Origin of the sequence: Pseudomonas sp. NPDC089396 (genome assembly GCF_044749545.1) — a bacterium.
Lineage (GTDB): Bacteria > Pseudomonadota > Gammaproteobacteria > Pseudomonadales > Pseudomonadaceae > Aquipseudomonas.
This window is the reverse complement of the sequence record NZ_JBIVIC010000001.1, coordinates 115658-129399: the sequence shown is the minus strand read 5'-3', so window position 1 is coordinate 129399 and position 13742 is coordinate 115658. Positions and strand designations below refer to the sequence as shown.

The window sequence follows — 13742 nt, the reverse complement described above, 5'->3', positions numbered from 1 at the left end:
GTGCCACCATACCCCCTGCAGTACTGCCACAGCCAGAGCATCGCCCGGGCTTGACACCCAGCGTTCCTAATACGTCCATACCTGTCTATTCCTACGCACCCTGTTATGCTCGCCAAGGACTGACGAAGGAGAGGAATCGATTTGGAACCCCACGACATCGACCATATCCAGCGGCAGGATCGCGCGATTGAAGATGCTGATTTTGACGCTCTAGATCGGGGACCTTTCGTGGCCAGTCTCGTTAAGACGCTGGTGCATACTGAACATGGTCCTGGTGATAACTCAGAGATTTCCCGTCGAGCTACCGGATTCGTGGTCGGTCTGACAGGTGAGTGGGGGCTCGGAAAATCTAGCGTACTGAACCTGCTAAGTCATGAACTCAAGCAGATGGATGGAGTAGTCGTAGCAAATTTAAATCCATGGCTATTCAAAGGCCGTGATGAGCTTGTCGAAGCGTATTTCAATTCGCTGCGAGATGCACTCGGATCAAGCGTTGGCGAAAAACTCTTTAAATTTCGAGAACAGCTGGACAGATACAAGGCGTCGATCGAATTCGTAGGCACTACAACCGCTAGTTTAGTCGACGTGCTTGTTGGTACCGGTGCTGCGACCACGTTTTACAATAGATGGCTTTTGAAACTACTTCGCGTAATCAATAAGCCTAGAGCATTATCAGCAAGCCAAGAAAGAAAGAAGCTTGAAATAAAACTGGCAGATGCCAAAATTGCCGTCGTGGTATTGATTGATGAACTCGATCGTGTCGAAGATGATGAAGTACGCGCAGTAGCGCAACTTGTCAAAGCTGTCGGCGATATTAGAGGAATATCCTACCTTGTCGCTTATGACCCTGACCGTGTAGCCCAAGCTTTAGGGCGGGGGGCGACCCCTGAAGAAAAACTGCGAACCGGGGAGAGTTACCTAGAAAAGATTATCCAATTTCCAATCCCCTTGCGTCCGCTTTTCGAAGACGATGCTCGGGATCTCCTGCTGCGGGCGCTCCGTACTAACGGTGTTACGGTGCCATCGGTCACTCAACCGTATCAACAAGATATTTTCAATCAGCTGCTACGGGATATTCGCACGCCCCGTGAGATCAAAAGACTAATAGGCGCATTTTCGGTTTTAGAAGAAATTGTTCGCGGAGAGATCTGTCCTTTCGATGTGTTGGCTTACAGTTGGTTGGTTGCTAAGGCACCTAGTATCCGAGGGCGTATCTCCGAGAACGTTCATCAACTCGTAGATGATCCTGGTGTGTCGGAAATGATGACCCGCCATCGTCAACAACAAAGTGCTGGCAGTGGGGACCAAACGCTTATCGAGATTTTTGGTAATTCTGCTCAACGCCATATGGAAATCCTGCGACTGCTCTTCCCCAGATTCGCGGAAGGGAGTCAGCGCTATATAGAGCAAATTGACGGTCAGCGGCTTGCGAAGCGGCGAAACCTAGTCCGCTTGCTTTACCTTGGAAACCCGCCTGGGCAGTTTTCCAGAGCTGATATCGAAAGGCTTTGGGAGCTTACCAGTGCTGAGGCATTGTTGGTGGAATTGAAAACTCTCTTGATCGAGGGCCAACTTGGGTCTCTACTTGATCGCATTGGGGATTTTTCGGCAAACCTTCCTCAGCCAAGCTCGAATATTTTTTGGGTGGTCGTTAGTCGAGTTCTAGTTCGAGAAAATGACTGGATCGCAGGTGAAGAAGCTGAACGCGGCCTGGTGGACGACGTAGGCTCACTGCTCTGGCGCATTTCCCGCGGCTCTACTGCCGGACGGTCGTGGCTCTGGGAGACAGTACACACGCTGATTCAAGATGGTGACTTACTGATAGCACCTTGGATACTCAGAAAACATTTGTTCGCACATGGGTTAACCCCCTACAGTAACAATAATAATGGCGATTATTTATTCGATGAGGCTGAGACGATAACACTGCGACAAACGGAAATCCCTCGCTACCGCCAAGCTGTAATTGATGGGGTCGTATTAAGAAAGCTTCCTGATACAGAAGCCATATTCTGCATCGTTAATAGCAGTGCTTGGGACGAAGGCTTAAGAGTTTGTCTTACAGCACAAATTAATAGCATGGACGCACTTAAAACGTTCGCTGGGTTAATGATGCCCCCTGGAATACTTTGCGATCTCAGCACTCTTGATTTGATGCTTGAGGCTAATACTGTCCTTCGCAATGCGAATGAGTTGCTTCGAGAGAACGGAATGCCTGAATCTGAGTGGCTAGCCGCCGCCATTCGCCGGCTGCGGGCTGTACTCGCTGGTCGGGACGTACATTCCGCAGGCGCTTTACGAGATGACTTCAGCGTCGATGAAGAGGAGCCAGTTATAGAGGTCGAGAGATAAGAGTCGACGTTCTCACCCGGTAGTTAATCAAGTGGAACGATCATAGAGTGGTCTCGTTTACAATGAATCTAATGAAGCGCTTTTCTTTCATATAAGTATTTCTAAGTTCCTTGATGAATTTAAACTTAATGTAGCGTTGGACTTGAGCACGCCCAAAAGGTAAAAAATCAATCCACCAAGGGTATTCTATCAATTCATCAATTGCGCCCGCACTGCTAAATTTAATAGATACTAACCTTAATTTATTGCAATCAATGGGACCTCGGATGTGAGCACGCCAAGGTGGCTGGTGTATTAAGATGTTGGGAGGAAGAGGTGGTTCAGTAGCGCTGAGGAGCTCCACGAAGTCTCCTGCCCATTCAAACTCTAATATCGCACCTTTATCAGTAAGCTCTTGATTGGTGTTGTATTCGTTCATTCTATTCTTGATGAATCCATTCAGGCCGGAATCGAGATTCATTGGGTCTTTGAATTTCAGTATGAAGTCCCCGGTTTTTGCTATGGCGATAGCTTTTTCTGGACTGGTGTGGCGTACTATTCTTTCTTTAATATACATGTACTTTAAGTTCCATCTTCGAGGGTCAGCAGTGGGCGGAATTACTGAGCAACTGAGATGAATAGTCACATCGTGGTGCGAGAGCGGGGCACTGCCGGTGTGCGCAGAGCCGGATTCATTGTTTGTTGAATGGCACATTGCAGTATAAAGAAGTAAATAACTCCGGAAGCAAATACGATCACGGACAGGTAAGCCAGCTCAAAATCTACAATCCCAGAAATCATATACTGTTTAGTCGTGATAGATCCCAGGATTATTCCGGTGCAGTACATGACCCCTGTGAACTGATTGCCCATAAAACTCAGTACGCCGCTGAAGGCATTGTTTGCACTGAGTAGCACTGCTTTTAGAATGGTCCATGCGAGAAGTGGCAAAAATGCTTTAATCATGAAAGCGAATAGCATCGACGATGCAAATAGCTTTATCGGCGTTTCTGCCCACGGCTTGATGGTACCATCTAGTTCAACGCCGGTATACAAGAGGACATTCAGAGCAATTGCCATGGCCGTGCATATGCCGAGGCGTATCATTTCCCGCTTAAGTGGGGCCATCATTATCACTGCGTGAATCTTGCGTCCGATGAATCGATTTAGTCCTTGGGTCGACATTTCTCTTCCTATGCTCTCGTGGATGACGCTGTTGTAACGTTGTAAGAAGGTCACGCTTTTACCCGAAGAGAGGTGACGCTTCAACGGTATGAATTGCGGAGGAGGCTCATGTCCTTCCCTGGCGCAGTAGCTTGCTGAGAAATCCTCATCTACCTGCGTGGCAAAGATGCGGCCACACCGTCGCCGTCAGATCTCTGGAGGACTGGCTGCTGTCAGTAACTCATCAAGTGACGGAACCTTAGCGTTAGCACTGAGGACGAGTGTCCTGGATCGGAGTATGGATACGTCATAGAAAGATTCGCACTCGATTCTTCCATTCACTTCTCTCCAGTGGGTGACTTCTGGTATCAGCTCGTTAGGCACCGGATGTAGTGCCATAGGGTTATGGAAGACCTCCACTTCAGCAGACCACGGCTCGTAGCCATATTGCGGCCAGAGCTGACCGTAGTCGCTAGACGCTACATCCAACAGAAATGGGATACCTCGTGATGCTCCTGGAGAACGGTCGAAAAACTCACCAAACCGCAAGTATCGGTACCCGTCTAGATGAGCTCCACCTGAGATCGGCACTCGGCTGAGCTTTGGCACTGTGCAGGCATTGGTGAAAATGACCGCTGAAAGATGGGCATTTTCCCTCAGCGTAAATAGGCCGTTGGGACGCCCTGATAGCAGAGATGTCTCTTCCTCCACAGTTATCAGGTTCGTTACACGATGCGCAGATGAGTGAACTAGAAAGCCATAGAGATAGCTGATGAGCGACTCCCTGCTCCACAGCATTGAACTGGGCGCATGGAAATCGGCTAAGGCCAGAATGAGCGGCTTACCCTCCACGTGCGGTAGGGATTCGTAACGCTTGTCCAATTTGTTTTGGATGGTCCTCGCAAACCTTTCTGCAGCCGCTCCTAAGAAGCGCTCATGTCGATCAACTGGTGGGGGGACCGGTGAGGCGCCAAAATGCTCATACCGCTCTTCCGGGTTGGCTGTCACTGCTTCAACCCAGGCCTCACCTCCCAGCCTATTTTCGATGTGAAAATCGGGTGATTCTTTAGGCTGGGTGACCAAGAGTCCCTGTTCACGAAAAATCGCTAATAGGTGGGCCTCCCAAAGGCGGGTGTGAAAATTCTCGGTCTGGCAATCGGGAACCCAATTTCTGTCTGGGGATGGCAGTGCGAGATACAGTTGATTCAGCGCCCACGCCCCAATACGGCGGCTTGGATCAAATAGTGATTTGAACACCACGCTTGGTGTGCGCTTACCCATTCTGCTTAGAGGAGCACGTCGTCGTTCGCCTGAGGGGAGTGGAAGCGGATGGGCTTGGGTATTGAGAAAATGGCTGATTGAGGCGCGTGCTTCGGACTCGCGAGCTGTGCACTCACCATGGCTGAGGAGCACCCACACGCTATCGACACGACGCCGCATGGTGACTACTCCGAAGTTGCCGGATTGGAAATTTCGGGTTAGAGCGGCACAAGAAAGTCCATCCTCACTAAGCCATGCCCCTACAGGCGGGTTGTCCCCAAACCCCAACCCTCGTGGAAGCGACAATGCAATTAGATTGAACATCGGCGCAGCAATTTCTTTCATTCACTAATCTCGGCAGCCATCAAAATACATTCCATCAATGCCTCGGAGCGCGCCCGCCGGCGATGGCATCGGTGGAGGTACCTATTGAAGAAGGGGGCCTTGTTCCACCAGGACATCTCGGTTGGAGAAGATGGTCTCAATGGTTGCAGCCTCGGCAGCCACATGAGTCTTTCGGGTGATCTCTTCAAGGGCCAGTTCGAGCCGGTAGTCTTGGAAATGCTCGTACAGCTTTTCAGAGCTCTCGGCCTTTTGGCGTAGTCGTTGAAATCTACAGAATCAAGCCATTGGTTTCGGCTCATGATGGACACCGGCCCGACTACAAAAGGATGCTCATACTCCATACCCAAGGTCCATGCTGGGAAGGAATGGACAAAGTCGACCTGACTGCATTCCAAAATTTTGTTAACCGTGTCATCTAATAGTTTTAGGTTTTCTGACTCATCCCCATCTAGCAACCTATCGGCATGCAAGTCACCAACTGCTTGGCGGAGACAGGTAAGCAGCTCCTTTACATCCATTCGGATAGCTAGTTTGGGAACCTCTTTTGTCCATGCGTAGCACAGCATTCCAAGAGCTATACTTGCCTCGCGTGTGAATTGCCGATTATGTCCGCTCCGGGTAGTGATGAAATCCGGAGCGGCGACGGCACTTGCCAGCGCCGCAGCATCGTACCCGCCCTGTGGGTACAAGCGATTAAGCTCGTTGACTACCTTTGCCAGAGCTTGCTTTCTGTTCAATTCTGTTGTGTTCATCAGATCGAGCGATTCCTTGCATACTGATTGGTGGGAAAACTTAAGATTTTCGGTAACTGGTCGATCGTGCTTGTGTAAGACCTTAACCGGCTTTTCGGAATGTGAAATTGATTCGCTGGTCACCCAAGAGTGGATGGATCGATTCCTTAATTGGCATCACCCCGTGATACCGCATCCTATCAATACCGCCCCAAACTACGACATCGCCATGCGTGAGGGGAATTTTCGTGGTTTTGTCTGATCGCTCCAGCCCCCCAAAAAGAAAAATGGCATTCACGCCCAACGAGACTGAAACGATTGGAGCATCAAAATCTCGCTCGTTTCGGTCTTGGTGGAGGGAAAGCCTAGACCCAGGCAAATAGCGATTCACCAGGCAGGCATCAGGTTGGAAGTTCTCAAATCCTGCGGCCGCAGCAGCCTGGCGCGCAAGGTTGGCGAAGACAGCTGGCATCTCTGGCCAGGGTTGACCGCTGAGCGGATCGTTGGCTGTGTAGCGATAGCCTCGTCGATCAGTAGTCCAACCGAGATCTCCACAATTGGTCAGTGCGACCGACATCGTGAATCCACCTGCAGTCACCATGTGACGGAAAGGCGAGCCCTGCTGCAACGTACTAATCGCTTGGAGCAGCTGAGGTACCAGAGGCAATGCAAAGCCTCGAAGTACAAATGCCTGGGTACCAATCTTTTCGCGGAGATTGGCTTGGTCTGGTGGGAACATGTGGAAAGTTGCCATAGGTAACTGCTCACTTGGAGTCATGAAAAATGATCCCTACGGTGTGTCGAAGTCCGGCTGTTATGCGACTGACACCATGGCGCATGAAGACCTTCCTCGACTTCCCGCGTCGTCCAGCGACCGGTCTTGACTGAACCCCAAAAATGACAGCATCCCCCTGTTGTAGCGGTACGACTTCTGCGCGATGCGAGCTCGACGAGTACTCTGTCATCACGAACTCGCCCCCACCAAAATCGACATCTGGCACGGAGAGAAGGACGGCCGCCTGGAGAGGAAAGAGATGCTCTCCGTATAAGTCTTGGTGCAGGCAGTTGTAGTCACCGGCTTGGTACTGCAGCAGAAGCGGCGTAGCTCGCGTCTGCTTGGCTTGATGGCAGCGTTCGAGGAATGGAGCCAACATCATGGGGTAACGTACGGGGTCTCCAAGTCGCTCGCTCCAATCGTTAGCGATCGCTGCCAACTGCGGATAAAGCGAGTGCCTCAGAAAGCTGATTAGCGGCGGTAATGGATAGTCAAAATACTGATACTCACCGCTTCCGAATCCGTGACGCTTCATGACGATCCTAGAGCGGAAATGCTGCTGGTCGACATAAAGTGCAGCCAGCTCACGGCATTGGTCGGGTGTGATTATCGATGGGATTATCGCGTACCCCGATCCATCCAATGACCGTCGCATTTCGGACCAATCCAATGCCTTGAACTGATCGAGAGATCTGCAGTGTCGCGGCATCAGCAGGACTCCTGCTTCAGGAGAGTACGTTTACGATCAACACCCCAGCGATAGCCCGAGATGGCTCCGTCACGTCGAACAACCCGATGGCAGGGAATCGCGATCGCGAGTACGTTTGCGGCGCAGGCACCGGCAACAGCTCTTACAGCATCTGGATTACCTATCTCACAAGCAACATCACTGTAGGTGCGAGTTTGCCCTGTAGGAATTTGGTGCAGAGCAGCCCAGACCTTTTGCTGAAAGACTGTACCGCCAACGTCCAAGTCTAGGACCTTTGAGGTCTTGCCGGTATTTACCAGCGAGATGACCTGCTCAAGTTCAGATCCCAACGTCTCATCTGCTTGGGTGAATTCACGCTGGGGAAATGCCGCCTTCAATTGCCCCATCAGTCCCGAATGCGTGTCACCCAGGAAAATGGCGCAGATTCCATGGCCGCTGGAACCAACCAAAACCTGTCCAAGACTTGTGTGGCCGACTGTATAACGTATGGCTTTAGCAGGGAGCTGATCGGGAGCGCGGAAAATTAGGTTGATTGATGACAGGAGCGAAGTGTTCATTAGCGGTAACCCTGATCTGATCGAATGATGGGATCAGGTTACGTTTCGCGTCCAATGTGGACACTCCGCTCCTTGCGATTGAATTTTTCTTACGTGCTTTCAGGCGGATCCGCTTTGCTCAGCACGTAAGAGGAATGTGTTGATGCGCCCAATTGAAACGGCAAATCGGGCGCATCGACTACAAGTGCTTAGGAAGGGGCTGCCTTCAGATACAGACAGCCAAGGCGGATTAGTGGCGAATTTTCTTGTCGCTCGACATGCTATCGAGGTGGTACGAGCTAGCAGCTGATGTCAGAAATTCAGCTTGCTGACGCAGCTCTTCCAAACGCTCTGCTGAAGCTTTGCCTTGAGCCTCGGCATATTGCCGCTGCGCCGCGGTTGCTGCTTCCCACAATTCAAGCTGCTTTTGGATTGTCTCTGGGTCAAGCTTGTTCATCGAGGGAGCTTCCGCATATTGCTTCGGTAGGACATTGTAGAACGATTGGTTAATGACGGTGCTTTGATCGATGCTGACCAGAGGCACGCTGCAGCGTGGAAACGCCATCAGAAGGAGAAGCACGATTCGGAGCTTTGTGGCAGTCCAATACCGCTGGATGGATTTCGAAGCTGATTTCTTTGTGCTGGTAGTCATTAGTAAGATTCTCTTTGCATATTGTATGGCCTGTTTTGGTGGCCGTTTACAAAGCGAGGCTTTGCAAAGATTATTTACAGTTTTGAAAATCGGTGGCTTTAAAGGTGCCATTGATCCATTTAGCCGCACAGTTCAACCAGCAAATCACTCCTTCTGAATCTCCTGAAATGGTTTCAGGAGACCACCTTTTCGTTCCGAACCCTGGCCGATTCGGAGAATTAGTCTCACGCTCTAATTTATGTTTTCCCTCTCTCTTTCAGAGTGAGTCGGGCAGCGTGGATTAGGCTCAAAAAATGATTCCGTGAAATCGCCGCTAGCTAATCGAATCAGCCTAGAATCAATCACGTTGTCATTTCCAAAGCATAAAAAAGGCCCCCTTACGGGAGCCTTTTTTGGACCTACCGGTTTCCCAGTAGCAGCCTTGCAGTCTTACGCAGACTTTTTATCGACTTCGTAGAGAGCCAGGTAGCTCTCGTTCGGTTGGTTGACCAGGTTCAGCTGCTGCAGAGCCAGCAGTGCACCCTCCTCACCAATTTCTTCTACGATCTTGCCGTTTTCGATACGGAAGACGGTAGTGCCGGTGAAGCGGACCTTGCGACCGGAAGCAGCCGGCAGTGCACCAACTGGCAGGTCAGCAAAGGCTGGGCCAGTATGGGTGCCGCCGCCATCCCAGCGGCCTACAACGTAGTCGCCTTCTGCGATCAGAGGGCTGGTACCCCAGAAATTAAGGTCCGGGAAGGCTTCGCGGAAGTCGGTCATCATCTTGCGAACTGCCTCATGGCCGCGGATCGGACCATGCATCGGGTAGTGCACCAGACCGTTCGGAGCCAGCAGCTCCTCGATGATGCTCAGGTCAGCCGGGTTGCCCCAGAAGGCCTTGAACCAACGCTCAACGATATCTTTGTTTGCTTGCAGTTTATCTTGCGACATGTTCGCTCCTCAGTAGGCTTATGCCCGGCACCCGTCGGTGTCAAAGCAGGTGGTGATGTACATCTGGGAGCCAATTTAGGAGATGAAGCGATTGGTCAAACTCCGTTTTTTGCCCTTGAAGTTTTATCTGTAAATGCAGATTAGATGGCAAGAAATCGAGTGCGTGAATCAGCGTTTATGAGATCCTCTAGCGCACCCGGCTCACGCAATGCGCGCATGCGCAGAGCCCATGATCCGGCGACTGAGGAGTACGAAATGGCGATCCTTGGCGTCTTACGATACCCCGATCCGCGGTTGAGCAAATCTGCTCACCCGGTAGAGGTCTTCGGCCATGCATTAGAGGAATTGGTGTCGGATATGTTGGAAACGATGTATCACCACCAAGCGATAGGTCTGTCCGCTCCCCAGGTGAACGTGAAGAAACAGGTTGTGGTTGTAGACCTATCAGAAAACCAGAGTTCCCCGCTCGTCCTCATCAACCCAATGGTCTCCTCGGCAGCGCCTGATCATTCTCATTTTGAGGAAGGGTGTGTTTCGATACCGGGCTTCTACCTACCAATTCGTCGCAGCCGCAGCATCCAGATCGAAGCGTTGGATGCGCAGGGGCATTCCTTTTCGATGATTGCGGAGGGATGGCTCGCGGCCTGCATTCAGCACGAAATTGACCACCTGAACGGGCAAACGCTAATGGATCACGCCACGATGAAACAGCGCTCCCAATATCGTCGCAGCGCACATCGCTGATCACGGATGGTACCCAGCTGATTCAAAAGCAAGAGTCGGAGTTTTTTGTGGGTGCCCGGTCATTAGAGTGATGACCTCATCTTCAACGATTAGCAGGTCCGACGATGCCGGCACCATTGATTACCAGCAATTTCATCGACACCCCATCAGGCCGTATCAGCTACAAGCAGTCTTCCAGTGACGGCCCCGTAGCCTTGTTTGTTCATGGCGTTATCGTGAACAGCCACCTCTGGCGTCACCAGTTGGCTGCGCTTGCGGACATTCGACGTTGCATTGCGGTCGACCTGATGGGACATGGCGCTACTCAGATCGCACCCGATCAATCTGTCTCATTTGAAGCTCAAGCAGAGATGCTGGTCGAATTCATCGACGCACTAGGCATTGAAACGCTCGATCTCGTCGCCAATGACAGTGGCACTGGTATCGCGCAAATTTTTGCCGCTCGTTATCCACATCGACTGCGCAGCCTCACGTTGAGCAATGGCGATGTCCACGATAACTGGCCGCCTAAAGAATTCTCAGGCTTCCTCGACATGGTGGCCGATGGCGGCTTACCGAAGACCTTACGGAGCATGGTGGACGATAAATCGGAGTTTCGAGGGCCAAACGGCATGGAGGGTGCCTACGAGAACTCTAGCAAGGTCAGCGATGCGACGATCGACGCTTACGTTCTCCCTCACTTGATCTCAGCCCAACGAACTAACGACCTGGCGCGCTTCATCCTGGCATTTGATAACAGCCAGACAATCCGCCTGGAGCCGGCGCTGAAAGAGTTAAGTGTCCCAACACTGATCGTGTGGGGTACCGGTGACATTTTCTTCGGCAAGCAATGGTCCGACTTCTTGGCCGCCAGGTTGGCCGGCCCCGTCAGTCAGGTGGAAATTGCGAATGCTCGATTGCTCTTCCCAGAGGAGCGTCCCGATGAGCTCAACGAAGCCCTGCGCTCCTTCTGGCAAAAGCTGAGCTGATCATGCACATGACCTGGACATCCTCCGCTCCGAGTCTTGAGCCGACAGCGACCCAGCAAGCTGAGGTGAAATACCAGGTCATGGCAGATCTACAAGCGATCGTTGACGCTGGATTTGCTCGATGGATGGAAAACGATGACGGGGGTACCGAGCTACATCTGAGCAGTGGCGAAGTATTTCTTCTCGGAGAGCACGATCTCCTCCGATTGAGTTGAGGTATTCAGCATGCATCTATTTTTAAGCCACCTGAGCTCACCGTTAGGTGAACTGTTGCTGGTGACCGATCCTGAAAGGCGCATCAGGGCACTGGACTTCGCCGATCACGAAAGCCGTCTCAACCGAGGACTTCGTGCGCGATTCGGTGACCCACAGCTGGTTCAGAGCGAAGCGCCTGAGTTTGTCGCCGCTGCGCTGCGGGCCTATTTCGCGGGTCAGACCGGAGCGCTGTCTGAGCTGGCCATTGCCCCCGCCGGAGATTCGTTGCAGGGGCGTGTATGGAACGCCGTGCGGCAAATACCGGATGGTAAAACCACCAGCTACGGTGCGCTGGCACGTGAATTGGGTTTCGCCGATCCGCGAGCGGCAATCGAGATCGGTGCGGCAGTGGGCAGCAACCCCATCGCAATCATTATCCCTTGCCACAGAGTGGTAGCCAGCAATGGTGATTTGAAAGGATTTGCTTGGGGCCTGCATCGAAAACGTTGGCTGCTCGAACATGAGAAGGCTATCGAACCACCAGCACCACAAACTGCCTCTTTTCCCGGGTTTTAGAAACGTAGAAATGAAGATCCTTGCTGATGTTTCCCCCGAAGCTTATGCCAGTGCAGAGGCATTCTTGGGATGCCTTGATGACGATTGGAACCGCCATGTCGTCGCCACCGGCCCGTGCCGGCATGAGACGAAGCCCGGACGAGAACCGTTCGAAGCACTGGTTCGGGCTATCGCTTACCAGCAGCTTCACGCCAAGGCTGGAGATGCGATTCTGTCCAGGCTGCTGGCGTTGTATCCAAGCACAGCTTTCCCAGGCCCCGAACAGTTGCTGGCTACAGACCCTGAGCTACAGAGGGCCTGCGGTTTCTCAGCAACCAAGCTGGCGACTATTCGCGGCATTGCCCAAGCCCGCCTTGATGATGTCGTCCCTTCATTGTCCGAAGCGAAGGGCATGAGTGATGCCGAGTTAATTGAGCGGCTTGTATCACTTCGTGGCGTTGGTCGTTGGACTGTAGAGATGTTCCTCATCTACAGCCTGGAGCGCTCCGACATCCTGCCCGTCGATGACTTTGGCGTGCGAGAAGGGTATCGCCGTTTGAAGGGTCTCGAAAAAGCGCCTACACCGAGACAGATGCGAGAAATCGGGGAAAAGTGGAGTCCCTATCGCACGATTGCGGCCTGGTACCTGTGGCGGATACCGACTCGCTGATAGAGCCTGATTTCAATCGCAAGAACCGGAGTTCTTGCGATTGGACCTCTCTCTAAACTGGCCTCCACTTCGATTTTTGCGAGATGTCGCTATGAACCGAGCTCCTCAACCGGGCGCCTCCTTCGAGACAGACGAGCAGCGATGGAAAGCCGTTCTGGACCGAGATGCCGCAGCAGACGGGCATTTCGTCTATGCCGTGCGCACAACGGGCGTGTACTGCCGGCCTAGCTCATCAGCCAGGCTCCCTAAAAGAGAAAACGTGACCTTTTTCTCTAGTGCCGAACTGGCGGAGGCTGCCGGGTATCGCCCAAGCCGTCGCGCCGCAGGCGACCAAACATGCGCTAGCGAGCAGCGCGCAGAATTGGTAGCGAAAGCATGTCGCCTCATCGATTGTTCCGAGACGCCTCCAACTTTGGACGAACTGGCCGCTCAACTGGGCATGAGCGCGTTCCACTTTCACCGGGTGTTTAAAGCAGAAACTGGATTGACGCCGAAGGCATACACCTCGGCGGCCCGTGCACGCAAGCTGCGTGAAGAATTAGGGCACGCAGAGACTTCAGTGACGGAGGCGATCTACAGCGCTGGCTTTAACTCAAATAGTCGATTCTACGAGACTTCCGAGCAGCTGCTGGGCATGCGGGCGAAGGAATATCGCGACGGAGGTGTGGGGGCAACTGTTCGCTTTGCCGTCGGCGAATGCTCACTCGGCGCAATTCTCGTAGCTCAGAGCCAAAAAGGGATCTGCGCAATTCTCCTAGGAGAGGACCCCGATGTTCTTGTCACTGATCTGCAGGACCAATTCCCCAAGGCAAACCTGATTGGCTGTGATCACGAATTCGAGCAACTGGTTGCCCAGGTCGTTGGATTCATCGAGGCCCCGTCACTGGGTTTGAACTTGCCTCTGGATGTCAGAGGCACGGCCTTCCAGGAACGTGTGTGGCAGGCGCTTCGGGAAATCCCTCCTGGGACAACTGCGAGCTACACCGAAATCGCAGAACGTATTGGTTCACCTAAAGCGGTGCGAGCTGTCGCTCAGGCCTGCGGCGCCAACCACATTGCCGTTGCTATTCCCTGCCACCGGGTTGTACGCCGCGATGGCGATATTTCTGGATATCGGTGGGGAGTGGAGCGAAAGCGCGAACTCCTGAAACGCGAAACCATTTCCTGAGAGCTCGTG

The 13742-nt window shown here is 52.5% G+C and carries 16 protein-coding genes; 7 read left to right on the top strand and 9 right to left on the bottom strand.

Going from position 1 to position 13742, the window contains the following annotated elements:
• Positions 1-141: 141 nt before the first annotated feature.
• Entirely contained in the window at positions 142-2352 is a 2211-nt protein-coding gene (locus ACIPZB_RS00655) for a KAP family NTPase (protein WP_400638609.1), read from the top strand.
• Positions 2353-2392: 40 nt separating this feature from the next.
• Here ACIPZB_RS00655 and ACIPZB_RS00650 read toward each other — a convergent pair whose 3' ends face one another.
• The 8 genes from ACIPZB_RS00650 to ACIPZB_RS00615 all read right to left on the bottom strand — a co-directional run bounded on the left by ACIPZB_RS00650 (position 2393) and on the right by ACIPZB_RS00615 (position 8308).
• Complete coding sequence (locus ACIPZB_RS00650) at positions 2393-2908, bottom strand: hypothetical protein (protein WP_400638608.1); 516 nt, start codon at positions 2906-2908, stop codon at positions 2393-2395.
• Positions 2909-2973: 65 nt separating this feature from the next.
• On the bottom strand, positions 2974-3516 hold the full coding sequence (locus ACIPZB_RS00645) for a hypothetical protein (protein ID WP_400638607.1): 543 nt from the start codon (positions 3514-3516) through the stop codon (positions 2974-2976).
• Between the two features lie 186 nt (positions 3517-3702).
• A complete protein-coding gene (locus tag ACIPZB_RS00640) occupies positions 3703-5100 on the bottom strand; it encodes a hypothetical protein (protein WP_400638606.1) in 1398 nt (465 codons plus the stop codon).
• Positions 5097-5852: a hypothetical protein gene (locus ACIPZB_RS00635; RefSeq protein WP_400638605.1), complete on the bottom strand. Its 756-nt coding sequence runs from the start codon at positions 5850-5852 to the stop codon at positions 5097-5099. Before ACIPZB_RS00635 ends, ACIPZB_RS00640 begins: the two co-directional genes overlap by 4 nt.
• An 82-nt stretch (positions 5853-5934) precedes the next feature.
• Positions 5935-6585, bottom strand: a complete 651-nt coding sequence (gene alkB, locus ACIPZB_RS00630) for a DNA oxidative demethylase AlkB (protein WP_400638941.1) — start codon at positions 6583-6585, stop codon at positions 5935-5937.
• Between the two features lie 10 nt (positions 6586-6595).
• Positions 6596-7315 carry a 2OG-Fe(II) oxygenase gene (locus tag ACIPZB_RS00625; protein WP_400638604.1) on the bottom strand — a complete coding sequence of 240 codons (720 nt, stop codon included), beginning with the start codon at positions 7313-7315 and terminating at the stop codon, positions 6596-6598.
• Complete coding sequence (locus ACIPZB_RS00620; RefSeq protein ID WP_400638603.1) at positions 7315-7872, bottom strand: methylated-DNA--[protein]-cysteine S-methyltransferase; 558 nt, start codon at positions 7870-7872, stop codon at positions 7315-7317. The genes ACIPZB_RS00625 and ACIPZB_RS00620 overlap by 1 nt, the downstream gene beginning before the upstream one ends.
• 229 nt (positions 7873-8101) lie before the next feature.
• Positions 8102-8308 (bottom strand): hypothetical protein, encoded by a 207-nt coding sequence (locus ACIPZB_RS00615; protein WP_400638602.1) that lies wholly within the window; start codon positions 8306-8308, stop codon positions 8102-8104.
• A gap of 70 nt (positions 8309-8378) precedes the next feature.
• On the opposite strand from ACIPZB_RS00615, the gene ACIPZB_RS00610 reads away from it, so the two are divergent.
• The gene (locus tag ACIPZB_RS00610; RefSeq protein ID WP_400638601.1) at positions 8379-8660 is read left to right on the top strand and encodes a hypothetical protein; all 282 of its coding nucleotides are present in this window, start codon (positions 8379-8381) and stop codon (positions 8658-8660) included.
• A gap of 272 nt (positions 8661-8932) precedes the next feature.
• Here the strand turns inward: ACIPZB_RS00610 and ACIPZB_RS00605 are convergent, their stop codons facing one another.
• Entirely contained in the window at positions 8933-9433 is a 501-nt protein-coding gene (locus tag ACIPZB_RS00605) for an ester cyclase (protein ID WP_400638600.1), read from the bottom strand.
• Positions 9434-9688: 255 nt separating this feature from the next.
• Here ACIPZB_RS00605 and def point away from each other — a divergent pair, with 255 nt between their 5' ends.
• The 5 genes from def to ada all read left to right on the top strand — a co-directional run bounded on the left by def (position 9689) and on the right by ada (position 13733).
• Complete coding sequence (gene def, locus ACIPZB_RS00600; RefSeq protein ID WP_400638599.1) at positions 9689-10177, top strand: peptide deformylase; 489 nt, start codon at positions 9689-9691, stop codon at positions 10175-10177.
• A 104-nt stretch (positions 10178-10281) separates the two neighbouring features.
• Complete coding sequence (locus tag ACIPZB_RS00595; RefSeq protein WP_400638598.1) at positions 10282-11145, top strand: alpha/beta fold hydrolase; 864 nt, start codon at positions 10282-10284, stop codon at positions 11143-11145.
• A gap of 225 nt (positions 11146-11370) precedes the next feature.
• Positions 11371-11916 carry a methylated-DNA--[protein]-cysteine S-methyltransferase gene (locus ACIPZB_RS00590; protein WP_400638597.1) on the top strand — a complete coding sequence of 182 codons (546 nt, stop codon included), beginning with the start codon at positions 11371-11373 and terminating at the stop codon, positions 11914-11916.
• Positions 11917-11926: 10 nt separating this feature from the next.
• Positions 11927-12565 carry a DNA-3-methyladenine glycosylase family protein gene (locus ACIPZB_RS00585; protein ID WP_400638596.1) on the top strand — a complete coding sequence of 213 codons (639 nt, stop codon included), beginning with the start codon at positions 11927-11929 and terminating at the stop codon, positions 12563-12565.
• 91 nt (positions 12566-12656) lie between these two features.
• A complete protein-coding gene (ada, locus tag ACIPZB_RS00580; protein WP_400638595.1) occupies positions 12657-13733 on the top strand; it encodes a bifunctional DNA-binding transcriptional regulator/O6-methylguanine-DNA methyltransferase Ada in 1077 nt (358 codons plus the stop codon).
• The last annotated feature ends 9 nt before the right edge of the window (positions 13734-13742 follow it).

Excerpts from the sequence above, each read along its gene's own strand:
- ACIPZB_RS00590 (WP_400638597.1), top strand. The coding sequence starts at position 11,371 with ATGCATCTATTTTTAAGCCACCTGAGCTCACCGTTAGGTGAACTGTTG.
- ACIPZB_RS00620 (WP_400638603.1), bottom strand. The coding sequence starts at position 7,872 with ATGAACACTTCGCTCCTGTCATCAATCAACCTAATTTTCCGCGCTCCC.
- def (WP_400638599.1), top strand. The coding sequence starts at position 9,689 with ATGGCGATCCTTGGCGTCTTACGATACCCCGATCCGCGGTTGAGCAAA.
- ACIPZB_RS00605 (WP_400638600.1), bottom strand. The coding sequence starts at position 9,433 with ATGTCGCAAGATAAACTGCAAGCAAACAAAGATATCGTTGAGCGTTGG.
- ACIPZB_RS00625 (WP_400638604.1), bottom strand. The coding sequence starts at position 7,315 with ATGCCGCGACACTGCAGATCTCTCGATCAGTTCAAGGCATTGGATTGG.
- ACIPZB_RS00615 (WP_400638602.1), bottom strand. The coding sequence starts at position 8,308 with ATGAACAAGCTTGACCCAGAGACAATCCAAAAGCAGCTTGAATTGTGG.
- ACIPZB_RS00595 (WP_400638598.1), top strand. The coding sequence starts at position 10,282 with ATGCCGGCACCATTGATTACCAGCAATTTCATCGACACCCCATCAGGC.
- ada (WP_400638595.1), top strand. The coding sequence starts at position 12,657 with ATGAACCGAGCTCCTCAACCGGGCGCCTCCTTCGAGACAGACGAGCAG.
- ACIPZB_RS00635 (WP_400638605.1), bottom strand. The coding sequence starts at position 5,852 with ATGAACACAACAGAATTGAACAGAAAGCAAGCTCTGGCAAAGGTAGTC.
- ACIPZB_RS00610 (WP_400638601.1), top strand. The coding sequence starts at position 8,379 with ATGCTGACCAGAGGCACGCTGCAGCGTGGAAACGCCATCAGAAGGAGA.
- ACIPZB_RS00645 (WP_400638607.1), bottom strand. The coding sequence starts at position 3,516 with ATGTCGACCCAAGGACTAAATCGATTCATCGGACGCAAGATTCACGCA.
- ACIPZB_RS00650 (WP_400638608.1), bottom strand. The coding sequence starts at position 2,908 with ATGTATATTAAAGAAAGAATAGTACGCCACACCAGTCCAGAAAAAGCT.
- ACIPZB_RS00640 (WP_400638606.1), bottom strand. The coding sequence starts at position 5,100 with ATGAAAGAAATTGCTGCGCCGATGTTCAATCTAATTGCATTGTCGCTT.
- alkB (WP_400638941.1), bottom strand. The coding sequence starts at position 6,585 with ATGGCAACTTTCCACATGTTCCCACCAGACCAAGCCAATCTCCGCGAA.
- ACIPZB_RS00585 (WP_400638596.1), top strand. The coding sequence starts at position 11,927 with ATGAAGATCCTTGCTGATGTTTCCCCCGAAGCTTATGCCAGTGCAGAG.